The organism is Pseudomonas sp. NC02 (assembly GCF_002874965.1).
In the GTDB taxonomy this organism is placed as follows: Bacteria; Pseudomonadota; Gammaproteobacteria; order Pseudomonadales; family Pseudomonadaceae; genus Aquipseudomonas.
Window position 1 is genome coordinate 3,229,759 of record NZ_CP025624.1, and the last position, 19,995, is coordinate 3,249,753.

The following is a 19,995-nucleotide window of genomic DNA, read 5'->3' on the forward strand; positions in this document are numbered from 1 at the left end:
TGAGCTTGTTGTGTATGCCTAACGCTCTGCCTCTGAATGCCTTTTCCCGTGGCGCGATTGCGATCATTCCATTGTCCCTGGCGTGTGCGCCGTGGGGATTGCTGGCCGGTTCGACTGCAATTGATGCCCAATTCACGCCGCTGGAAGCCCAGGGGCTGTCGACCATCGTGTTTGCCGGTGCCGCACAATTGGTGGCCATCGGTATGGTCAAGAGCGGCGCCAGCCTGATTTCGATCCTGCTGACCACCTTGCTGCTGACCTCCCAGCATTTGCTCTACGGCATGCACATGCGTCCCACGCTGTCGCCGCTCAAGCCAAGGTGGCGCATGAGCCTGGGCTTTTTGCTGACCGACGAATTCTTCGCCCTGGTCAGCCAGTACGACCGCCAGACCTTCAATCGCTGGTACGCCCTGGGCGTCGGCCTGACGTTCTATATCATCTGGAACGTCTTTACCTTCGCCGGCATCGTGCTCGGCAAAAGCATTCCCGGGCTGGATCAACTGGGCCTGGAATTCTCGATCGCAGCGACCTTTATCGCCCTGATCACCCCGGTAGTGCGCGACGTGCCGACCATCGTCTGCGTAGCCGTGTCGTTGCTGTGCTCGGTTTGGCTGAGCTACCTGCACTGGGAATCGGCGGTGGTGGTGTCCGGTGTGTTGGGGATGAGCGCAGGGTTTGCCTGCAAGCGGCTGGGAGTAGGGCAGCAATGATCTTCGTGATGATTTTTGGCATGGGTTTGATCGTGTTTCTCAACCGCTACCTGTTTCTCGAGCCGCGCCTGCCGGTGCGCCTCAATCGCGGGGCGCGGGAGTTTCTCGGGTTTGCCGTACCGGGGATGCTCACCGCCATCTGCGGCCCGATCATTTTCCTGGCTGATCACAAGCTCAACCTGAGTGTGGGCAACCCCTACCTGCTGGCCGGAATCAGCGCCGTGGCGTTGATGTTCTGGACCCGTAGCGTGCTGATCACCGTGTTGCTGAGCATGGCGCTGTTCTATCTGTTCCGCTGGCTGCTCTGACCAACAAACTCCTGCTACGGGGGGAGCAAAACCAAGGCAAAAAAAAGCCTGCGGGAGGGCAGGCTGGAAGGGAGACTTCTTAAAAATGAGCCTGCCGACTATAGGCGGCGAGGCCTTCCTTCACAGTGAAACAAAGTTCATGAATCTGTCAGCTATTCGATAACCGGGGCGGCGGCTTTCTTGTTGGCTTTCGCCTCGGCCGCCAGGCATTCCAGGGCAAATTGCTCGGTGTAGGTCATCTGGATCGGGGTGCTTTCGCCCTTCACGGTGCGCTCGCCGTCAAGGATGTAGCGGATGCGCTTGTCGGTCACGCCGATGCGTTTGGCGATCCACGAAGGCGTCTGGCCGATGCGGCTGATCAGCTTGTCGGCGTAGTCGGTGGAGGGGTTGTAGCGCTCGGCATTGGGTGTCATGGGGTTTCCGGGTAAAAGCGGGTTCGTAAGTAGGCGGCAGGGTGACGCAATAATCCTTCGGTGTCGCCTGCTAATGGTACAGTCGCGTTTTTTCCAAGGAAGCTTCGGTATGCGGATGGTGGTAATTGGCGCTTTGGTCCTGGCATCGCTGGCCGGTTGCGCGGGCTCGAAGATGAAAGAGGCGCGTACCGGCGCGCCCTACAAAACCCTGGCCTCGGACAAGGCTCCGCTGGTGGTTGCCCAGTGCATCCAGTTCGGCTGGCAGGATGAAGCGGTGTTCGGGGTGGATGCCGGTGGTTTCATGGAGCCTGCACAGGCTGGTGGCTTCACCATCTACACCACGGCAGGTGACTATTTTGTCGACGTGCGCAGTGCCGGCGCCGGCGCCTCCGTCAACTATTACGCGGCCCAGGATGACTATCCGGCCAAGCGCCGCCTGGCGGCGCTGGCGACCTGCCTGTAATCCATTCCGTTAGAAAAGTTCAGAAATGCCCTGCGGACAGTCCCGCAGGCATTGTTTTAGTATTTTCCCGCTCACCCGGCGTGACGGCTCTTTACCGGTACAGGGATGTCGAGGCCGGAGCGTCGGGAGGGCAACTGTTTTCTAGCGGGGCATGTACCCCAGGTGCCAGCGCCGCGGAATCTTCAGCGACACCAGCCCCAACAGCGCCGACAGCACCCCGCTGACCAGCAGCGCACGAATCCCCATGTGGTGCTCCAGCAACGCACCGATCACCGCACCCACAAACATCCCGGCCCACGGGATCAGTTGCACGCGCCAGCCGTTGCGGCGTTCACCGAGCATCCAGCGGCCCAGTCCGCGACCAAAGCGTGACAGCGCCCCGGTGACATAGGTAAGCCCCACGGGCAACCCGTTCACTTCTTCGACGGCGGCATTCAGCATGCCCATGGCGATGATCGCTGCCAGCAACGCCGGCAATTGATCGGCAAACGGCCAGGCCGCAGCCCCGCACAGCAGGGTGGCGATGCACAGCAACAAGGGCAGGGCGTGGCGCCGGCTGACGCGGCTGACCATCACGCCCAGCGCATTCCCGGCGATAAACGTCGCCACCAGCAACGTCAGGCGCCCGGTAAGGCCCAGGTCGCCTTCGCTGATCGCCACGGCGAGGCGCGTGGTGTTGCCGCTCATGAACGACACAAAATCCCCGCTGGCCATGAAACCAATCGCATCGGTCATGCCCGCCAGCACGGAAAGGCTGGCCACCAGCAGCAACCCGACACGCCCGCGCCATTTGTGGCGATGCAGCAAGGCGGCGTTGGTGTAGGGCTTCAGGGATGAAGGCAGCATGGGGCCGGGTTCCTCGGTGAGATTATCCGGCCACTACCGTAGGGCGCTTCGTGCTCCGCTGCAATGACTTGGCGCACTTACAGGCGTTCGGCCAGTTGCTCCAGAAACATCGCCAGCCCGACTTCCTCGGCCTTCAAGCCTTTGCGCACTCGGGGCTTGGGCAGTTTCGCCAGTTCGCCCAGGCTGAAATGCTCCAGCACCGCCGGGTGGATGTAGCACTTGCGACACACCGCCGGCGTGTTGCCCAGTTGCTTGGCAACGTTCTTGACCATCTCCACCACATGTTTCCTGGCGTCGGATTCCGGCTGCCACTCAAGCTCGCGCAGCACTGCCAGCGCCAGGGCGCTGCCGGCCCAGGTGCGGTAGTCCTTGGCGGTAAAATCCGCGCCGGTCAGGGTGTGCAGGTAGGCATTCACATCGGTGGAACTGACGGTATGGCGCTCGCCGTTCTCGTCCAGGTACTGGAACAGGTTCTGCCCCGGCAACTCCAGGCAACGCTTGATCACCGTGGCCAGGCGCCGGTCCTTGACGCTGATCTGGTGCTCGATGCCGCTCTTGCCACGAAACTGGAACAGGATCTCGCTGCCCTTGATGTCCACATGGCGGGTGCGCAGGGTGGTCAGGCCGTAGGAGCGGTTGTCGCGGGCATATTGGGTATTGCCGACGCGGATCAGGGTGGCGTCGAGCAGCAGCACCACCGTGGCCAGGACCTTTTCCCGATTGAACCCTGGCGCCTCGATCTGTGCTTCCAACTGTTTGCGCAACTTGGGCAGCGCGCTGCCGAACTGTTGCAGCCGGGAATACTTGTCGGTGTCGCGCACCTCGCGCCAGCGCGGGTGGTAGCGGTACTGCTTGCGCCCCCGGGCATCCCGCCCGGTGGCCTGCAGATGGCCGCGCGGGTCGGCGCAGATCCACACATCGGTATAGGCCGGCGGCACTGCCAGTGCGTTGATGCGTTTGATTTCGTCGGCATCGGTTATGCGTGTGCCGTCGGCCTTGAAGTATTGGAATTTGCCCCGCAGCTTTTTGCGGGAGATCCCGGGCTGGGTATCGTCGACGTAATGCAGGTCGCGGGGCAGGTCGGCAAGCAACGCAGGATCGGGCATGGCGCAAATTCCTTGGCAGGTATTTCTGATTGACCGCAGGGTTTTGCGGTCGTGCCAACAAGTTTGCTCCCCCGTAGCAGCTGTCGGGCAGTCAGGCCAGTACCGCCACCGCCTTGATTTGCGCCCACAGCGTCTGGCCGGGATGCAGCTGCAACTGGTCCCGCGAGTAACGGGTGATGCGCGCCAGCAGCGGCGTGCCGGCGGCGTCCAGGCTTACCAGCACGTGGGCTGCGTTGTCCGCCGGGATTTCCTGGGTCACCGTCACCGGCAGGCGATTGAGGATGCTGCTGTGTTCCTCGGCCTGCAGGCTCAAGCTGACGTCCCGCGCCTGGATCTTGAAACGCAACTGTTTGCCCAGCGCCAATGGTGCATGGGCCACGCGCATCTGCAATTGGCTCGCGGGCAATTGCAGGGTGAGCAACTGGTAGTGCGCGTCGTAGGCGCTGACGGTGCCGTTGATCACCACACCGGCGTCGTCGCCCAGGGCCATGGGCAGGTCCAGCCGGGCCAGGGTTTCGCCGATAGGACCGCTGGCCAGGGCCTTGCCGTCGCTGAGCAACACGATGTGATCAGCCAGGCGCGCCACTTCGTCCTGGGCATGGCTGACGTACAGCACCGGAATCTCCAGTTCGTCATGCAGGCGTTCGAGATACGGCAGGATCTCGCTTTTGCGTTTGCTGTCCAGCGCGGCCAACGGTTCATCCATCAGCAACAGGCTCGGGCTGGTGAGCAGGGCGCGGGCGATGCCGATGCGCTGGCGCTCACCGCCGGAAAGGTGCTGCGGATGGCGCTCCAGCAGGTGGCCGATGCCCAATAGTTCGGTGGCGTGGCTCATCTCCACCCGGCGTTGCTGGCGCGGGATGCGCTTGAGGCCGAACTCCAGGTTGGCCAGCACCGACAAATGCGGGAACAGGCTGGCTTCTTGAAACACGTAGCCCAGGGCGCGTTTGTGGGGTGGCACGAACAATCCTTTGCGGCTGTCTTGCCAGACCTCGTCGTTGATCTGCACGAAACCCTCTTCAGCCCGCTCCAGCCCGGCGATGCAACGCAGGCAGGTGGTCTTGCCGGAGCCGGAGTGGCCGTACAGCGCCGTCACCCCGCGACCGGGCAGTTGCAGGTCGACATCCAGGGCAAACCCGGAATACTTCAGTTGCAGGCGTACCTCGATCATCGACATCAGCTCCAGCCCGCCTTGGTTTTACGGCTGGAGTAGAGCGCCAGCAACACCAGGAAAGAAAACACCACCATGGACCCGGCCAGCCAGTGGGCCTGGGCATATTCCATGGCTTCGACGTGGTCGTAGATCTGCACCGAGACGACCCGGGTCTTGTTGGGAATATTGCCGCCGATCATCAGTACCACGCCGAACTCGCCGACGGTGTGGGCAAAACCGAGAATCGACGCGGTGATAAACCCCGGGCGCGCCAGGGGCAGGATCACCGTGAAAAAGGTGTCCCAGGGATTGGCCCGCAAGGTCGCGGCCACTTCCAGCGGGCGAGTGCCAATAGCGGAGAAGGCGTTTTGCAACGGCTGCACCACAAACGGCATCGAATAGATCACCGAGCCAATCACCAGCCCGGCGAAGCTGAAGGTCAGGGTGCCCAGGCCCAGCCATTGGGTGAACTGGCCGAAGTAGCCGTTGGGGCCCATAATCAGCAGCAGGTAGAAGCCGATCACCGTGGGTGGCAACACCAACGGCAAGGCCACCACCGCGCCAATGGGGCCGCGCCACCACGAGCGGGTGCGCGACAGCCAGAGGGCTATCGGAGTGCCGATGATCAGCAGGATGACCGTGGTCAGCGATGCCAGTTTCAGGGTCAACCAGATCGCGGAAAAATCGGCACTCGACAGCGGCATTTACAGCTCGTAACCGTAGGACTTGATCACCGCGGCGGCTTTCGGACCTTTCAGGTATTCAACCAGGGCCTTGGCGGCGGCGCTGTCCTTGCCCTTGTTGAGGATTACCGCGTCCTGCTTGATCGGGTCATGCATCGAAGACGGTACGATCCAGGCCGAACCGCTGGTGACTTTGCCGTCCTTGTAGATCTGCGACAGCGCTACAAAACCCAGTTCGGCGTTGCCGGTGGAGACGAACTGATAGGCCTGGGTGATGTTCTGGCCTTCAACGAGCTTGTCCTTGACCTTCTCGGTCAGGCCTTCCTTCGCCAGCACCTGGGTGGCGGCCAGGCCATAAGGCGCGGCTTTCGGGTTGGCGATGGACAGGTGCTGGAACTGGTTTTTCTTCAGCACTTCGCCCTTGGCATCGACGTAGCCTTCCTTGGCCGACCATAGCGCCAGGGTGCCGATCGCGTAGGTGAAGCGCGAGCCCTTGACGGTGTCACCTTCGGCTTCGAGCTTCTGCGGGGTGGTGTCGTCGGCGCTGAGGAACACTTCAAACGGCGCGCCGTTCTTGATCTGGGTGTAGAACTGGCCGGTAGCGCCGTAGGCAGCGACCAGTTTATGGCCCGTATCTTTTTCAAAGTCGGCGGCAATCGCCTGGATCGGTGCGGTGAAGTTGGCAGCCACGGCCACCTGTACTTCATCGGCATTCGCCGAGGAGAAGGCAAACGCGGCGATCAGGGTAGCGAGGGCCGTGGGGGCCAGGCGTGAGGCGCGAATCATCATCAAGAAGCTCCTTGGGGTTTGCGGCTTGTTAGGCAGAGGGGGGCTACCGCTATGTATGGGAATATATAGCGGTTGGCCACTGCCGGTACAGCGCAAAGTTGTCCCGGGAGTTCAGGTTCAGCGTCGGCCGAGTTTTTCCAGGGTTTGCGCGGCCAGTTGCAGCGTCAGGTCATAGCTGGAGATGTCTTTGCCGAGGCGCAGCGCCTGGCCCGACCACAAGTTGCTGAAGCCGGCTTCGTCCTTGGCCTTGAGCGGCATCAACGCACCGCCGGACAGCGGGAACGCCGGCGCCGTGGGGTTGATCGCGCCCAACTCACGCATTACGCGGTTGATGATGCCCCGCGCCGGGCGCCCGGTGAACAGGTTGGTCAGCGCGGTTTCACTGGCCTGGGCAGTGCGCAAGGCGTGGTGGTGTGACTTCGAGACGGTGGCCTCGGGGGTAAACAGGTACGCGGTGCCAATCTGCACCGCTGACGCGCCAAGGGCGAAGGCCGCGACAATGCCCCTGGCATCCCCGATGCCGCCGGCCGCAATCACCGGCACGCGCACGGCATCGACAACCTGTGGCACCAGCGCCATGGTGCCGATCTGGCTATTCAGGTCGTCGCTGAGGAACATCCCGCGATGGCCACCGGCTTCGCTGCCCATGGCGATGATTGCATCGCAGCCGTGCTGTTCCAGCCAGATGGCTTCTTCGACGGTGGTAGCCGACGACAGCACTTTCGCCCCGGTGGCCTTGACCCGGTCCAGCAGGGATTTTTCCGGCAGGCCGAAGTGAAAGCTCACCACTTCCGGGCGGAACTCTTCCACCACTTCACAGGCGGCGTTGTTGAACGGTGCGCGGTTGGAGACGGGCGTCGGCGCGTCAAAATCGGCGCCCAGCTCGCGGTAGTAGGTTTCCAGCAGGTTCTTCCACTGAAGGTCGCGGTGAGCATCCGGCGTCGGTGGCTGATGGCAGAAGAAATTTACGTTCAGCGGCCGCGAACTGGCTTGGCGAATCGTGGTGAGTGCTTCGCGCAGTTGCTCGATGCTGAGCGCCGCCGCCGGCATTGAACCGAGGGCGCCGGCCTGATTGGCCGCAATCACCATGGCCGTGCTCGTGGCATTGGCCATGGGCGCCTGAATGATCGGTAACTCGATGCCCAGCAGGTCAAGAATTCGGGTGTCTGGCCAGGTGCTCATGGGACGCTTCTCCAACGGTGGAATGCTGTTCCGTCGTTTTAGCAGGGCCAGGCAGCACCAGGCCAGTCTGTATTATTCACTGGACGAATCCAGTGTTTCATGGGCGGTTATCAGTTGATGGCGTCACCCAGTACTGCATGAATCCGCTGGGCAATATGCGCGGCGTGGGTTTCCAGGGCGAAGTGGCCGGTGTCGAGTGATTCCACCACGGCATTGGGGTTGTCGCCTTTGTAGGCATGGGCGCCCGGCGGGATGAAGAAGGGATCGTTCTGGCCCCAGATCACCAGCGCCGGCACTTGCGTGGCCTTGAAAAACGCCTGGAACGCCGGGTACAGCGTCAGGTTGTTGCGGTAGTCGAGGAACAGGTCCAACTGGATCTCGTCATTGCCGGGACGCTGCATCAGGAGCACGTCGAGCATGTAGGACTCCGGCGCCACCAGCTCCGGTTGCGACACGCCATGCAGGTACTGATAGCGCGTGCCTTCCAGGCTGATGACCGCGTTGCGAATCACCTCGCGATTGGCCTGGCTTGGCTCGGCCCAGTAGGCCCGGATCGGATCCCAGGCGTCACCCAAACCTTCCAGGTAGGCATTGCCGTTTTGCGATATCAGCGCGCTGACCCGTTCCGGGTGGGCCACGGCGAGGCGCAGGCCCACCGGTGCGCCATAGTCGAACACATAGAGGGCATAGCGACTGAGGTTCAGGGCGTCGACGAAGTGGCCGACGGTAACCGCCAGGTTATCGAAGCTGTAGTGGTAATTGCGTTCGGCGGGGACTTCGGTGAAGCCGAAGCCTGGCAAGTCCGGGGCGATGATCCGGTAACGGGTGGCAAGCAGCGGGATCAGGTCACGGTACATATGGGACGAACTGGGAAAGCCATGCAGCAGCAACAACACCGGCGCGGAGGGGTCGCCGGCTTCACGGTAGAAAATGCGCACACCATCGGCATCAACGTGCTGATAGCGAACAACCGGGGCTGAAATCGACATGATAGTAGTCCTCTTTGTAACTGGTTAAATTGATTTGTTGGGTTACTGGTTTTGCAGGCTGCGCTTGAAAATGTAACCTGTCAAATTAATTTAATGGGTTACGGATCGGCGAATTTAGTAACTATTCAAAAGCGAAATCAGCGGTTACGATGGCGCGGACTTGAAGAGGATTTGCCATGCCCGCCATCACCCCATCCCCGTTGGAACCCTACGTTCTGGCTGATCATCCCGTGCTGGACATGCTCAATACCCGGGCGAATGTCGACGGTGTGCCCTTTGAATTCTGGCAAGGCGATGCCGATGTCGAGCGCTGGCTGGTGCGGCTTGGCTGGGCCGAGGAGGGCGCAGTACCGGTATTCGAGGAGGGGGCACTGCTGGGCGCGGCGCGGGGATTGCGGGAAGTGATCCGCGTGTTACTGGAACAGCGCAAGGCCGGCCAGCAGGGCGATCCCGGCGCGCTGAATGCGTTCCTGCGCAAGGCGGTCAGTCACCCGCAACTGGCTTGGCCGGCGCCTGGCGAGTTGCGGCTGGAGCGCCAGCGCAAGGTGCAGACTGCCGAGCAGTTCCTGGCGCCGATTGCCGAAGTCGCCGCGACGTTACTGGTGGAAGGGGATTTCGGCCTGGTCCGCACCTGCGAACATCCCGAGTGCGTGCTGTGGTTCTACGACCGCACCAAGGGCCACAAGCGCCGCTGGTGCAGCATGGCGCTGTGTGGCAATCGGCATAAGGTGGCCGAGTTTCGCAAGCGCAAACTGGTGTAGACGTCCTCAGGATTCTGCCGGGCTTTCGCGCTCCAGCAACTGCCGCTTGCGCTCGACACCCCAGCGGTAGCCCGACAGATTGCCGTCGGCGCGCACCACGCGATGGCAGGGAATCGCCACCGCCAGGCTGTTGGCACCACACGCCTGGGCCACGGCGCGATAGGCGGTCGGCGCGCCGATGCGCTGGGCGATCTCGGCGTAGCTGGCGGTGCACCCCACCGGGATTTCCCGCAAGGCTTGCCACACGCGTTCCTGAAACGCAGTGCCGCGCAAGTCCAGGGGCAAGTCCAGGCCCAGGGCCGGCGCTTCGATGAAGCCCACCACCTGGGCGATCAATTGTTCAAAGTCGTGATCGGCACCCAGCAGATTGGCGCGGGGAAACTGGTCCTGCAGGTCGCGCACCAGTTTGTCCGGGTCATCCCCCAGCAGGATCGCGCACACACCGCGATTGCTCTGGGCCACCAGAATGGCGCCCAACGAACATTGGCCAACGGCAAAGCGAATATCCGTGTTGGTGCCGCCGGCTTTGTAGTCGCGGGGCTTCATGCCGAGCAATTGGTCGGCAGCCTCATAAAAGCGGCTGTTGGAATTGAAGCCGGCGTCGTACAGCGCATCGGTCACCGAGTGCTGGTCCTTGAGGCCGTCGCGCACCTTGCGCGAGCGATGAGCGCTGCCGTAACGCTTTGGCGTCAGGCCGGTCACCGCCTTGAACACCCGATGAAAATGGAACGGGCTCAAGCCGGCAAGGGCGGCCAGATCTTCAAGGGGCGGCAGGGTTTCGGCCTGTTCGATGTGCCGACAGGCCGCTGCCACCAGTTGCGCATGGCGTGCGGCCACCTGGGTCTGGTCCCCCGACGCGCGCTTGTTGGGCCGGTAGCCCGCCGCTTCAGCCTGTTGCGGGGTGTCGAAGAACTCGACGTTCTCCGGGCGCGGGCGCCGTGCGGAACTGCTGGGGCGGCAGTACACACCGGTGGTTTTCACACCATAGACGAAGGTCAAGTCGGCCTTGGCGTCACGGGCGACAATCGCGGCCCAGCGCGGGTCTTGTTCGGTGGCGTGGCGCGCGGTCATGGTGGTGGCTCCTGGTTGAAGAATGCCAGGTTAGTCCCGTGGGGCATTCCCATCACTCCGATGCTTGCGGTCAAATTCATCCGGCCGTGCGAAACGTCAGGTTGATGCGCTGCGGCCCCATGACCGGATGCGTGCCGGGCTTGATCGGCATCACGCCGTGAAAGCGCAGGCGGTCCACGCCGCCCCATACCACTACGTCGCCATGGAACAGCGAGACTTTTTGCGTCTTGTCGCTGCGCTCATGGCCGCCGAACAGGAAGATCGCCGGTAAACCCAATGACACGGAGACCACCGGGGCCGCATAGCGCCGCTCGTTCTTGTCCTGGTGCAGGGACATTTTCGCGCCTGGCACATAGCGGTTGATCAGACAGGCATCCGGCTCGAAATCGTCGAAACCTGCATCTGCTGCGGCCATCATGGCCAGTTCGCGCAATGCGGCCGGCAGGGCTGGCCAGGGTTGTTGGTTATTCGGGTCAATCGGGGAGTAGCGATAACCGGTGGAGTCGGTCGTCCAGCCCAATTCACCGCAACTGCTTAACGCCGCCGACATGGTAAAACCACCGGGCGTGACCATTTGCCGGAAGGGCGATTGAGCCAATACCCGTCGCAGTTCCGGTAGCAAACGCTCGAGCCAGGGCAGGGCATAGCCCCTGAGGACGTAGGATTGTTCACCGATTTGCTCGCGCCCCGGGGGCTGTTGCAGCGCCTCATCGGCGAACAAATCGGCGGTTGATCCGGGAAGGGTCTTACTGCGCATCGTGAAAAATCACTCCCAAGGTATGCCGGGTACCACTGTGCAGAACACTGACCCCATGGCGCAAGGTCACCCGATGAAACCCCCTCACACTCGGCATGGGTCGCTGATTGACCGCGAAGATTACCGCGTCACCCTGGTTAAGAGGGACGACCTGAGCCCGGGATTGCATTCTTGGCCGCTGCTCCGTCAGCACCAACTCCCCGCCACGAAAGTCCTCTCCCGGCTGCGACAACAGGATGGCTACTTGTAGGGGAAACACATGTTCCCCGTACAGATCCTGATGCAGGCAGTTGTAGTCGCCTGGGCCGTATTGCAGCAATAACGGGGTAGGGCGTTGCTGCCCGGCAGCGTGGCAGCGGGCAATGAAGTCGGCATGGTGCGCCGGATAGGTGATCGGCAGGTTCATCTGTTCGTTCCAGCGATTGGCCTGGGGCGCCAGGAACCCATACAGCTGTTCACGCAGCGCGCAGATCGGCGCTGGCAGCGGGTAGCGGAAATATTTGTATTCGCCGCGGCCAAAGCCGTGCCTGGCCATCATCACATGGGAGCGAAACAGTTCGGGTCGGGGGTAGTGGCCGCTCAGTTCAGCGCATTCCTGCTGATCCAGCAGGGCTGGAATCAGTGCGTTACCCTGTTCATCAAGGGCTTGCTCGATGGCGGCCCAGTCCAGCTTGGCCAGGCGTTCATGCAGTGGAGTGGAAGGCATCGACAAGTTCCTGTGGCAGCGCATTAGGGCTGCCAGTCTAGAAAGTCGTCAGGGTCAGAACACTCCGATACTTGCGCTCGAATTACAGCGCCTTGCTCACATTGATGTCGGTAATCTCATCGCTGGCATCGTGGATTTTCGCCAGGGCTTCCTTGGCTTCCTCCACGCTGCCTGCTTGCAGTTGGGCGAACTCGAAGCGGCGCTCACCGTTGAGTTTGTACTTGATCACATATTTGGTGGTAGTCACGGGCATTCCTGTCAGCTCAGTTTCGAATTGGTGCGGCGCACAATGCGGATCTTGTGGGACAACGTCGGCTTTTTGGTCACGCTGATGGCGCGGCGGGTCACGACGTCCAGGGTGATGTTCCAGAACCCGGTGCTGGGCGCAGTGATTTTTGCCGGGAACTTGTCGAACGCGCCGCCGTGGTAAGTATGGCGGCCGCCGTTCTTGAAGCTGCGAAAGTTGGCATCGCTCATCAGGCGGATGTTGCAGGTTTGCGAGCATTCAATGACGACAATATCTCCTTCATTGAGGTGCTCACGCTGGTGGATGAATTTCATAAGGTGTCTCCAGAAGGGCTTTTTCTGAAAAATCAGAACGATACGTAGGTTAAGATGGAGTTTATCAGCCCCAGCACGTTTATTATCGGACCGTCGTCGACGACTTCGACAATTTAAAACAGTTATTTACCGAGTTATCAGGGATAAATCCTACGTGGGCGGGAGAAAAATACCTTCTTCGCTGTCGTAGGGTCTTTATCGGAGGTTTTTATATGAAGTGGAGTGTGTTGGTTCTGGCCCTGGCGTTGGGTGGATGTGCTTCGGTGGCGGATATCAAGCAGACCCCACCAACGCTGGCAGTGATCTCCGGGAAAAAACCACAGGAATACGCGGCGTGCGTTGTCCAGAAATTGTCTAAAACCCGCAGGCCTTCGCAGATCGAGCCTCACAAGGATGGTGTTCAAGTTATCGTACCGCAGAAGTTTTCTGCCGACCCGTCGGCCATTTTTGAAATTGAAGAGCGCTCCAGCGGGAGCAGTATCAAGCTCTACGAGAGCATGTCCAATGTGCCTATTCGTCCAGGTGACGTGAAGGCTGCGGGGGAAGCGTGCATTTCCGGCTGAGTCTGTAGCCGCCCACCTCGAATCCGATCAAGAAGCTCGACCCTGCTGCCGCAGCGTCGGGCTTTTTTGTGCGCGATGTTCAGTACACCGTCCTTTTGCTCGCGGATGAGTGTTGTCGCGACCGGGCCATTGCCCTACCATTTGTAGGCTTATGCCTAATTCGCCTAAGCATATAACTATAAAAATGGAGTCGTGATGATGTCTCTGGAACGAGTTCTGATGGGTAGCGCGTTGTTGCTGATGTTGGGCAATGCCCACGCGCTGGAGGGGAAAAACGTTTATATGCAGGGCGGCTCGCAGCCGGGAGCTGCGCCGTGCGTGGCCTGCCACGGGGCTGATGGCCTGGGGCTGGCAGCCGCGGGTTTTCCGCGTTTGGCCGGTTTATCGGCGGGGTATTTGCGTAAGCAACTGCACGATTTTAAAAGTGGCGCCCGGAACAGCCCGGTGATGCAGCCACTGGCCAACGCCCTCACGGAAGAGGAAGTCAGCGCTGTAACCCGGCAGCTGGCGGCAATGCCTGCGCCCGCACCTGTGCCGGTGCACCGCAGCGAGATGCCTACTGACGCTGCGCAAAAGATTGCCCTGCAAGGTGCGTGGGAGCGCCAGATTCCGGCCTGTGTCAGCTGTCATGGCCCCGCCGGCGTGGGCGTCGGCGACGGGTTTCCACCCCTGGCCGGACAATCTGCGGCCTACCTCGCGGCGCAGTTGAACGCCTGGCGCAGCGGCACGCGCCATAACGATCCGAATGCTCTGATGGGCCATATCGCCAAATCCCTCAGCGCTGAAGAAGTGCAGGCCGTGGCCACCTATTTTGCCTCGTTGAGCGGCCAGGAGGCCAAGCCATGAAGCGCTTCTTGTTTGCTCCGCTGCTGGGAAGCCTGATCGGCGTACCCGTCCATGCCGCCCCTATTGCCATGGAAGACCAGTCACAGTTGCAGCCAGCCGGCGCTCATGGGGCTGCCGTGCAGTTCCAGCCGCCCAAAGAAAGCGAGCTGCCGGACAACGCCTACGGCAAGCTGGTGAAACAGGGCTACGCGCTGTTTGTCGACACCAAGCGCCTGGCGCCGCAATTTGTCGGTAATGGCCTCAATTGCAGCAATTGCCACCTGGACCAGGGTCGCCTGGCCAATTCGGCGCCGCTGTGGGGTGCCTACCCGATGTACCCGGCGTATCGAAAAAAGAACGACAAGGTCAACACCTTCGCCGAGCGTTTGCAGGGCTGTTTCCAGTTCAGCATGAATGGCGGCACGCCACCGGCTGCAGACAGCCCGGAGATTACCGCGCTGTCGGTGTATGCCTACTGGCTGGCGAGCAAGGCTCCCTTGGGCGTCGAACTGCCGGGCCGTGGCTACCCGGACGTGCCGGCACCCGCCAAGGGTTACGACCTGGCCCAGGGCGCAGAGGTCTACAAGGGCCAGTGCGCGGTGTGCCATGGCGCCGAAGGCCAGGGCCAGAAAGTGGGCGACAACTACGTGATGCCGCCGCTCTGGGGTAAAGACTCCTACAACTGGGGCGCCGGGATGCATCGAATCAATACGGCAGCGTCCTTCATCAAGCACAACATGCCCCTGGGCCAGGGCGGCAGCCTGACCGACCAGCAAGCCTGGGACGTGGCGGCCTACGTCAACCGTCACGAGCGTCCTCAGGACCCGCGCCTGGTGGACGGCTCCGTGGAGAAAACCCGGGTGAAGTTCCACGCCAATGACGGCGTCAATCTTTACGGGCAGACGGTCGATGGCGTACTGATTGGCCAAGGCATCCGTTAAACTGTCGATAACCCATAAAAAATGCCGCTGAATCAGCGGCATTGTCTTTTCGGAAACTCAGTCATGAAACGTGAGCAAGTCAGGGAACAGCATGCAGGGGGGCATATTTCTGCGACCCATGTGATTCAAAATCCCGCGGATACGGGCGAGTGGATCGTGTTCTTCAAGAAGAGCGGCGGTCGCAGTTACTTCCTGGTGGATGACCAGGATGAAGTCGAATCCTTCTCCCGCCTGGACGACTTGATCGAGACCATTCGCGGCCTGGGCATCAAGTTCGCCGAAATTCACATGTAATTATTTGCAGACCACCGTCACGCTGCGGGTCTTGTAGTTGCCGACATCCTTGCCCAGGGTCTTGTCGCTTTCTTTCAGGGCCGGTGTGCCTTCGGTGCCGACAATCCGGTAGCCGGTGCCCGCGCAGGACGCATCAGCCTTTTCATAACAGCTGGCCCAGGAGTTGGCTTCGCCGGAGCAGTCGATGGCCAGTCCTTGTTCGCCGTTCTTCAGGACCGTGTCGGAAGTGGTGGTGCAGCCACCGGTAAGCGCCAGTACCGCAATCAGTGCCAGGATCTTGTTCATGTAGGAGTCGTCATCAGGGTGTTGGAGGGGAGCGCTGACACTGTCGTGGGGCGTTACAGGCGAGATTATAGCGAACCGCCATCAACGTACAGACAAACACAAAAAAGCCCCGTCAAACGAGGCTTGATTGGCGTTACCGCGGTGTTACTTGGTTTTCGGACGCTTGCTCGACGCGTGGCCGGCCTCATCCACAAACACTTCGGCCACGGCACAGGCTTGAGCTTCGGTAGCGAATGCGCCGGCAACGCTGTCGCCATGGAAGTTGATCAAGTGCCAGCCGTCCGCTCGCTTGGTGATCAGGTAGCCGTTCACGCCTTTTGGTTCTGACATCTATCAATCTCGTTGTCTGGTTCAAGGGCGTAATGATAGCGCCAAACGGCGTGGGGCGGCGCAAGTTGTTGCAGGTCAGTGCCGATCGCGATAAAGCATGCTAAAAAGGTTGGAGCCCTTTGAATGACGGGCACAAGCCGACGATTTCTAACAGCGGCGAAGGTACTTGATTGAATGCCGGCGGAACTTACGCCGACATTTTTTCTCTATGTTGACATCGCAACGCCAGCAGGACCCATTGTAAGGTGACTGCGGCCTGATTAGACTGCGCCGAATTTCGTACGCACAGCCCTTTGTAAGGACTCATATGATCAAGAAATGCTTGTTCCCAGCAGCCGGTTACGGCACTCGCTTCCTGCCAGCGACCAAGGCCATGCCCAAAGAAATGCTGCCGGTGGTGAACAAGCCACTGATCCAGTATGGCGTGGAAGAAGCACTGGATGCCGGCCTGAACGAAATCTCGATCGTGACCGGCCGTGGCAAACGCGCCCTGGAAGACCACTTCGACATCAGCTACGAGCTGGAAAACCAGATCAAGGGCACCGACAAGGAAAAATACCTGGTCGGCATCCGTAAGCTGCTCGACGAGTGCTCGTTCTCCTACACCCGCCAGACCCAAATGAAAGGCCTGGGGCACGCGATCCTGACCGGTCGTCCGCTGATCGGTGACGAACCGTTCGCCGTTGTACTGGCCGATGACCTGTGTGTAAACCTGGAAGGCGACGGCGTCCTGACCCAGATGGTCAAGCTGTACCAGAAGTACCGTTGCACCATCGTCGCGGTTCAAGAGGTCGATCCTCAGGAAACCAACAAGTACGGCGTGATTGCCGGCGACGATATCGGTGATGGCCTGATCCGCGTACGCGACATGGTTGAAAAGCCAGCGCCGGAAGATGCTCCGTCGAACCTGGCGATCATCGGCCGCTACATCCTGACCCCTGACATCTTCAAGCTGATCGAAGAAACCGAGCCAGGCAAGGGTGGCGAGATCCAGATCACCGACGCCCTGCTGAAGCAGGCAAAAGACGGTTGCGTGATTGCCTACAAGTTCAAGGGTCGTCGTTTTGACTGCGGTGGCGCTGAAGGCTACATCGAAGCGACCAACTTCTGCTACGAGCACTTCTACAAGACTGGCAAGGCTTACTGATTCATCGTTGCCAGCCCGTTGAAAAAGCCTGCGAGTCGAAAGACCGCAGGTTTTTTTATGCCTTGCCCAAATAGCGGCTGGGGGCTTCGCCCAGTACCCGCTTGAACATTGCACCAAACGCATTGCCGTTGGCATAGCCCATGTCCCGTGCAATAGCCCCCAATGGTCGGCCTTGGGCTAACTGGCAAACGGCTTCGGCAATCCGTAGCTGCTGGCGCCATTGGTTGAAGCTCAGCCCGGTTTCATCCCGAAACCGCCGGCGCAGGGTGCGCACGCTGGCGCCGATGGATTCACTCCAGTCTTCCAGGGTGGCCGGGTTCGCCGGGTCTTCCAGAAGCATTTCACACACACTGAGCACGCGTTTGTCCCGGGGCAATGGCAGGCTGCAGCCTTCGGTTTGAGTCGCGGATATCAACTGGTGCAGCAGCAATGGCGTGAGCAGGGCAGTGTGGGCGTCGGGTGCGAGCATGCCCAGAATCAGCTCCCGCAGCAGCGGCTCTACCCTGATCAATCGGCAGGATTGCCACGCCGTGGGTAATTGATCGCTTTCCACGTACAGTGCGCGCATCGCAACCTCACCGACCATGTGCAATTCATGGTCGACACCCGGCGCAATCCAAAAGCCGTATGCCGGCGGGACGGTCCAGGCGCCCATGCGGGTCAACACCCGGATCACGCCTTGGGTGGCGTGCACCAGTTGGCCATATTCATGGCTGTGCCAAATCTCTCGTGCGCCATCGACATAGTCATGGGCCCGAACCCGTAATTCCTCGCTGGTGCTGCGAGCGGGCGCCCCAAAGCGTTTACGCCAGATGTTGTCCAATCAAGAATGATTCCTGAGATGTAGGTTGGAACGGTCATTAATTGACCCGTGCGCGTAGAAGAATGACCGGATCTTTAACGCGATTCAATATTAAATAAGAACGATTAACAAAAAGACTTTTCAAGGAATCGTCATGTCCGGTGCGTTGTCTTCTCCTCCGTTTTACCTTTCCAGGCTGGCGCTGGTGGTGTTGGCGCTTGCTCCTGTTGTGTGGGCCGATGACGCGCCCATCGTGTTGAAGGACACCGCGGTGACAGCCGCCGAGGCCGAGCCGGCAGACGGCGTGGTGCCAGGCTATGTGGCGCGCAACACCACCGTGGGCACCAAAACCGGCGCGCCGATCGTGGAGACGCCGCAATCGATCTCGGTGGTCAGCCGCCAGCAGATGGATGACCAGGCGGCGCAAACCGTCGACCAGGCATTGCGCTACACACCAGGGGTTTACTCCCAGGATAACGACCTGCGGTTTGACCAGTTGAGCATTCGCGGCTTCGATGCCGACTCCTACCTCGACGGGCTCAAGCTCAATCGCACGACCTGGTTCGCTACGCCTCGGGTCGACCCTTGGTTTCTGGAGCGCATCGACGTGCTGCGCGGGCCAGCTTCCGTGCTGTACGGCCAGAGCGGGCCGGGCGGCCTGGTGGACATGCAGAGCAAGCGGCCGACGGATGAGCCACTGCACGTGTTGCAAATGAGCGTGGGCAATGACAACCGCTATCAGGCCGGCTTCGATTTTGGCGGGCGCCTGGACGAGCAGGGCGATGTGACCTATCGGCTGACCGGGCTGGGCCGCATGGCCGATACCCAGACCGATCACATCAAGGACCAGCGCATCGCCATCGCGCCGGCCATCACCTGGAACATCGACGACGACACCAGCCTGACCCTGCTGGCCAACTATCAATACGACCCGGAAGGTGGGCTGTTCAACCCGGTACCCGCGTATGGCACCGCGCTGCACAACCCGAATGGGCGCTTGCGCCCCGATGATTACCTGGGCGACCCGGACCGCGATCGCTTCAAGCGCAATCAGTTTTCCCTGGGCTACGCGTTCAGCCACCGGTTCAACGACACCTGGAGCTTTCGCCAGCACCTGCGCTATATGCATGATGACGTCGACTACTACCAGACTTCCCTCACCGGGCCGCTGGACGCCAACCTTGCCACCGCGCCGCTGTGGGCCAACGTCAATCATGAGCACCTTGGCCAGTTCGCCCTTGATAACCAGTTGCAGTCCGACTTCAGCACCGGCCCGGTCAAGCACACTGTGCTGATGGGGGCGGACTTCCAGCGGCTGTTGCAGACCATCAACCGGGGCGCTCAGTATTTCCCGAGTGCGATCAATATCTACAACCCCGACTTCAGCGCCTTGCCGAGGGTGCCGGTGTCCATCAACCAATACACCACCCAGAGCCAGTTTGGCGTGTACCTGCAGGACCAGCTCAGCTTCGACCATTGGCGCTGGCTGATCGGTGTGCGGCAAGACTGGGCGCGTACCTACGACAATCAGGACAGCGCGTTGACCGGCGCCAACCTGAGCAACACGCGCCAGCACGACGAGAAACTCACCTGGCGTTCGGGCCTGAGCTACGTGTTTGATAACGGCGTTGCGCCGTATGTCAGCTACAGCGAATCGTTCCAGCCGCAACTGGGCACTGACCGGCTGGGCGCGACATTTGTGCCGACCACCGGCAAGCAGTACGAAGCCGGCGTTAAATACCAGCCTGTGGGCTCCCGCAGCCTGTACAGCGCGGCAGTGTTCGACCTGCGTCAGCAAAACGTCCTGACCACCGACGATGTCGACCCCAATTTTGCCACCCAGAAAGGCGAAATCCGCTCCCGCGGCATCGAGCTGGAAGCCCATGCCGAGGTCACCTCGAACCTCAGCCTGATCGGTTTTTACACCTGGATGGACCAGCGCATCCTCAAATCCAATGACGGCGACCAGGGCGAACACCCGACCGGCATCCCGGGCAAGAGTGCCTCGCTGTGGGCGGACTACACCTTCCACGACGGCCCGCTGCAGGGCGTCGGTTTCGCGGCGGGTGCGCGCTATTTCGGGCCGAGCTACGGCAGCGCCGACAACACGCTGGAGGTGTCATCGCGCACGCTGTTTGATGCCGCGGCGCACTATGACGTGCAGAACTGGCGCCTGGCCCTCAACGCCAGCAACCTGTTCAACAAGGAATACCTGGCCTACTGCAGCAACGGTTTCCTTTGCTACTGGGGCGCAACCCGTTCGTTGCAGGCCAGCGCGACGTATCGCTGGTAAGGCGCTGACCTCTGGCG

General features: G+C 60.9%; 26 protein-coding genes. 10 read left to right on the forward strand and 16 right to left on the reverse strand.

Translation table 11 applies throughout. The annotated features are described in order from the left end of the window. Positions 1-14: 14 nt before the first annotated feature. Together C0058_RS15465 and C0058_RS15470 are read left to right on the forward strand one after the other, a co-directional pair. Positions 15-710: an AzlC family ABC transporter permease gene (locus C0058_RS15465; RefSeq protein WP_003212602.1), complete on the forward strand. Its 696-nt coding sequence runs from the start codon at positions 15-17 to the stop codon at positions 708-710. Next, positions 707-1,018 carry an AzlD domain-containing protein gene (locus C0058_RS15470; RefSeq protein WP_008432487.1) on the forward strand — a complete coding sequence of 104 codons (312 nt, stop codon included), beginning with the start codon at positions 707-709 and terminating at the stop codon, positions 1,016-1,018. The genes C0058_RS15465 and C0058_RS15470 overlap by 4 nt, the downstream gene beginning before the upstream one ends. Before the next feature lie 152 nt (positions 1,019-1,170). On the opposite strand, the gene C0058_RS15475 is transcribed toward C0058_RS15470, so the two are convergent. Beyond that, complete coding sequence (locus tag C0058_RS15475; protein ID WP_003212600.1) at positions 1,171-1,431, reverse strand: hypothetical protein; 261 nt, start codon at positions 1,429-1,431, stop codon at positions 1,171-1,173. 109 nt (positions 1,432-1,540) lie between these two features. Here C0058_RS15475 and C0058_RS15480 point away from each other — a divergent pair, with 109 nt between their 5' ends. Further along, entirely contained in the window at positions 1,541-1,894 is a 354-nt protein-coding gene (locus tag C0058_RS15480; RefSeq protein ID WP_087693907.1) for a hypothetical protein, read from the forward strand. A gap of 141 nt (positions 1,895-2,035) precedes the next feature. Here the strand turns inward: C0058_RS15480 and C0058_RS15485 are convergent, their stop codons facing one another. From C0058_RS15485 to C0058_RS15515, 7 genes are all read right to left on the reverse strand, one after another. Next, positions 2,036-2,740 (reverse strand): YoaK family protein, encoded by a 705-nt coding sequence (locus tag C0058_RS15485; RefSeq protein WP_003212598.1) that lies wholly within the window; start codon positions 2,738-2,740, stop codon positions 2,036-2,038. 77 nt (positions 2,741-2,817) lie between these two features. After that, positions 2,818-3,846, reverse strand: coding sequence for a DNA topoisomerase IB (locus C0058_RS15490; RefSeq protein WP_102369005.1), 1,029 nt, complete (start codon positions 3,844-3,846; stop codon positions 2,818-2,820). Between the two features lie 91 nt (positions 3,847-3,937). Then, positions 3,938-5,017, reverse strand: coding sequence for a molybdenum ABC transporter ATP-binding protein (gene modC, locus C0058_RS15495; protein ID WP_102370268.1), 1,080 nt, complete (start codon positions 5,015-5,017; stop codon positions 3,938-3,940). Positions 5,018-5,022: 5 nt separating this feature from the next. Next, positions 5,023-5,703, reverse strand: coding sequence for a molybdate ABC transporter permease subunit (modB, locus tag C0058_RS15500; RefSeq protein ID WP_102369006.1), 681 nt, complete (start codon positions 5,701-5,703; stop codon positions 5,023-5,025). After that, complete coding sequence (gene modA / locus C0058_RS15505) at positions 5,704-6,471, reverse strand: molybdate ABC transporter substrate-binding protein (protein WP_102369007.1); 768 nt, start codon at positions 6,469-6,471, stop codon at positions 5,704-5,706. A 117-nt stretch (positions 6,472-6,588) separates the two neighbouring features. After that, on the reverse strand, positions 6,589-7,653 hold the full coding sequence (locus tag C0058_RS15510) for a nitronate monooxygenase family protein (RefSeq protein ID WP_102369008.1): 1,065 nt from the start codon (positions 7,651-7,653) through the stop codon (positions 6,589-6,591). A gap of 110 nt (positions 7,654-7,763) precedes the next feature. Continuing rightward, positions 7,764-8,642, reverse strand: coding sequence for an alpha/beta fold hydrolase (locus C0058_RS15515; RefSeq protein ID WP_102369009.1), 879 nt, complete (start codon positions 8,640-8,642; stop codon positions 7,764-7,766). A 176-nt stretch (positions 8,643-8,818) separates the two neighbouring features. On the opposite strand from C0058_RS15515, the gene C0058_RS15520 reads away from it, so the two are divergent. Continuing rightward, the gene (locus tag C0058_RS15520) at positions 8,819-9,403 is read left to right on the forward strand and encodes an ABATE domain-containing protein (RefSeq protein WP_102369010.1); all 585 of its coding nucleotides are present in this window, start codon (positions 8,819-8,821) and stop codon (positions 9,401-9,403) included. Between the two features lie 6 nt (positions 9,404-9,409). Here C0058_RS15520 and ada read toward each other — a convergent pair whose 3' ends face one another. From ada to C0058_RS15540, 5 genes are all read right to left on the reverse strand, one after another. Beyond that, a complete protein-coding gene (gene ada, locus C0058_RS15525; protein WP_008432501.1) occupies positions 9,410-10,474 on the reverse strand; it encodes a bifunctional DNA-binding transcriptional regulator/O6-methylguanine-DNA methyltransferase Ada in 1,065 nt (354 codons plus the stop codon). 76 nt (positions 10,475-10,550) lie between these two features. Further along, complete coding sequence (gene alkB, locus C0058_RS15530) at positions 10,551-11,231, reverse strand: DNA oxidative demethylase AlkB (protein ID WP_102369011.1); 681 nt, start codon at positions 11,229-11,231, stop codon at positions 10,551-10,553. After that, on the reverse strand, positions 11,221-11,937 hold the full coding sequence (locus tag C0058_RS15535) for a 2OG-Fe(II) oxygenase (protein WP_008432503.1): 717 nt from the start codon (positions 11,935-11,937) through the stop codon (positions 11,221-11,223). Before C0058_RS15535 ends, alkB begins: the two co-directional genes overlap by 11 nt. Positions 11,938-12,019: 82 nt before the next feature. Continuing rightward, the gene (locus tag C0058_RS32805) at positions 12,020-12,184 is read right to left on the reverse strand and encodes a hypothetical protein (protein WP_166742130.1); all 165 of its coding nucleotides are present in this window, start codon (positions 12,182-12,184) and stop codon (positions 12,020-12,022) included. Positions 12,185-12,195: 11 nt separating this feature from the next. Further along, positions 12,196-12,498: a DUF1883 domain-containing protein gene (locus C0058_RS15540; protein ID WP_003212586.1), complete on the reverse strand. Its 303-nt coding sequence runs from the start codon at positions 12,496-12,498 to the stop codon at positions 12,196-12,198. A gap of 212 nt (positions 12,499-12,710) precedes the next feature. On the opposite strand from C0058_RS15540, the gene C0058_RS15545 reads away from it, so the two are divergent. The 4 genes from C0058_RS15545 to C0058_RS15560 all read left to right on the forward strand — a co-directional run bounded on the left by C0058_RS15545 (position 12,711) and on the right by C0058_RS15560 (position 15,121). Next, on the forward strand, positions 12,711-13,061 hold the full coding sequence (locus C0058_RS15545) for a hypothetical protein (RefSeq protein WP_003212585.1): 351 nt from the start codon (positions 12,711-12,713) through the stop codon (positions 13,059-13,061). 195 nt (positions 13,062-13,256) lie between these two features. Beyond that, entirely contained in the window at positions 13,257-13,907 is a 651-nt protein-coding gene (locus C0058_RS15550) for a c-type cytochrome (protein WP_102369012.1), read from the forward strand. Then, entirely contained in the window at positions 13,904-14,827 is a 924-nt protein-coding gene (locus C0058_RS15555) for a c-type cytochrome (protein WP_003212583.1), read from the forward strand. Before C0058_RS15550 ends, C0058_RS15555 begins: the two co-directional genes overlap by 4 nt. 63 nt (positions 14,828-14,890) lie before the next feature. After that, on the forward strand, positions 14,891-15,121 hold the full coding sequence (locus C0058_RS15560) for a hypothetical protein (protein WP_003212582.1): 231 nt from the start codon (positions 14,891-14,893) through the stop codon (positions 15,119-15,121). Here C0058_RS15560 and C0058_RS15565 read toward each other — a convergent pair whose 3' ends face one another. Next, positions 15,122-15,406, reverse strand: coding sequence for a hypothetical protein (locus C0058_RS15565; RefSeq protein WP_003212581.1), 285 nt, complete (start codon positions 15,404-15,406; stop codon positions 15,122-15,124). A 144-nt stretch (positions 15,407-15,550) separates the two neighbouring features. After that, positions 15,551-15,736 carry a hypothetical protein gene (locus C0058_RS15570; protein WP_003212580.1) on the reverse strand — a complete coding sequence of 62 codons (186 nt, stop codon included), beginning with the start codon at positions 15,734-15,736 and terminating at the stop codon, positions 15,551-15,553. Positions 15,737-16,043: 307 nt separating this feature from the next. Between C0058_RS15570 and galU the strand changes: the two genes are divergently transcribed. Continuing rightward, positions 16,044-16,883 (forward strand): UTP--glucose-1-phosphate uridylyltransferase GalU, encoded by an 840-nt coding sequence (galU, locus tag C0058_RS15575; RefSeq protein WP_003212579.1) that lies wholly within the window; start codon positions 16,044-16,046, stop codon positions 16,881-16,883. A gap of 55 nt (positions 16,884-16,938) precedes the next feature. Here galU and C0058_RS15580 read toward each other — a convergent pair whose 3' ends face one another. Then, on the reverse strand, positions 16,939-17,706 hold the full coding sequence (locus tag C0058_RS15580) for a helix-turn-helix domain-containing protein (protein ID WP_102369013.1): 768 nt from the start codon (positions 17,704-17,706) through the stop codon (positions 16,939-16,941). 133 nt (positions 17,707-17,839) lie between these two features. Here C0058_RS15580 and C0058_RS15585 point away from each other — a divergent pair, with 133 nt between their 5' ends. Next, entirely contained in the window at positions 17,840-19,978 is a 2,139-nt protein-coding gene (locus C0058_RS15585; protein ID WP_102369014.1) for a TonB-dependent siderophore receptor, read from the forward strand. The last annotated feature ends 17 nt before the right edge of the window (positions 19,979-19,995 follow it).

Coding starts and splice junctions, on each gene's coding strand:
- C0058_RS15485 (WP_003212598.1), bottom strand. CDS start 2,740: ATGCTGCCTTCATCCCTGAAGCCCTACACCAACGCCGCCTTGCTGCAT.
- galU (WP_003212579.1), top strand. CDS start 16,044: ATGATCAAGAAATGCTTGTTCCCAGCAGCCGGTTACGGCACTCGCTTC.
- C0058_RS15570 (WP_003212580.1), bottom strand. CDS start 15,736: ATGTCAGAACCAAAAGGCGTGAACGGCTACCTGATCACCAAGCGAGCG.
- C0058_RS15515 (WP_102369009.1), bottom strand. CDS start 8,642: ATGTCGATTTCAGCCCCGGTTGTTCGCTATCAGCACGTTGATGCCGAT.
- C0058_RS15470 (WP_008432487.1), top strand. CDS start 707: ATGATCTTCGTGATGATTTTTGGCATGGGTTTGATCGTGTTTCTCAAC.
- C0058_RS15565 (WP_003212581.1), bottom strand. CDS start 15,406: ATGAACAAGATCCTGGCACTGATTGCGGTACTGGCGCTTACCGGTGGC.
- C0058_RS15550 (WP_102369012.1), top strand. CDS start 13,257: ATGATGTCTCTGGAACGAGTTCTGATGGGTAGCGCGTTGTTGCTGATG.
- C0058_RS15585 (WP_102369014.1), top strand. CDS start 17,840: ATGTCCGGTGCGTTGTCTTCTCCTCCGTTTTACCTTTCCAGGCTGGCG.
- C0058_RS15555 (WP_003212583.1), top strand. CDS start 13,904: ATGAAGCGCTTCTTGTTTGCTCCGCTGCTGGGAAGCCTGATCGGCGTA.
- C0058_RS15465 (WP_003212602.1), top strand. CDS start 15: ATGCCTAACGCTCTGCCTCTGAATGCCTTTTCCCGTGGCGCGATTGCG.
- C0058_RS15540 (WP_003212586.1), bottom strand. CDS start 12,498: ATGAAATTCATCCACCAGCGTGAGCACCTCAATGAAGGAGATATTGTC.
- modA (WP_102369007.1), bottom strand. CDS start 6,471: ATGATGATTCGCGCCTCACGCCTGGCCCCCACGGCCCTCGCTACCCTG.
- C0058_RS15490 (WP_102369005.1), bottom strand. CDS start 3,846: ATGCCCGATCCTGCGTTGCTTGCCGACCTGCCCCGCGACCTGCATTAC.
- C0058_RS15545 (WP_003212585.1), top strand. CDS start 12,711: ATGAAGTGGAGTGTGTTGGTTCTGGCCCTGGCGTTGGGTGGATGTGCT.
- modC (WP_102370268.1), bottom strand. CDS start 5,017: ATGATCGAGGTACGCCTGCAACTGAAGTATTCCGGGTTTGCCCTGGAT.
- C0058_RS15520 (WP_102369010.1), top strand. CDS start 8,819: ATGCCCGCCATCACCCCATCCCCGTTGGAACCCTACGTTCTGGCTGAT.
- C0058_RS15475 (WP_003212600.1), bottom strand. CDS start 1,431: ATGACACCCAATGCCGAGCGCTACAACCCCTCCACCGACTACGCCGAC.
- alkB (WP_102369011.1), bottom strand. CDS start 11,231: ATGCGCAGTAAGACCCTTCCCGGATCAACCGCCGATTTGTTCGCCGAT.
- modB (WP_102369006.1), bottom strand. CDS start 5,703: ATGCCGCTGTCGAGTGCCGATTTTTCCGCGATCTGGTTGACCCTGAAA.
- C0058_RS15480 (WP_087693907.1), top strand. CDS start 1,541: ATGCGGATGGTGGTAATTGGCGCTTTGGTCCTGGCATCGCTGGCCGGT.
- C0058_RS15560 (WP_003212582.1), top strand. CDS start 14,891: ATGAAACGTGAGCAAGTCAGGGAACAGCATGCAGGGGGGCATATTTCT.
- C0058_RS15535 (WP_008432503.1), bottom strand. CDS start 11,937: ATGCCTTCCACTCCACTGCATGAACGCCTGGCCAAGCTGGACTGGGCC.
- C0058_RS15510 (WP_102369008.1), bottom strand. CDS start 7,653: ATGAGCACCTGGCCAGACACCCGAATTCTTGACCTGCTGGGCATCGAG.
- ada (WP_008432501.1), bottom strand. CDS start 10,474: ATGACCGCGCGCCACGCCACCGAACAAGACCCGCGCTGGGCCGCGATT.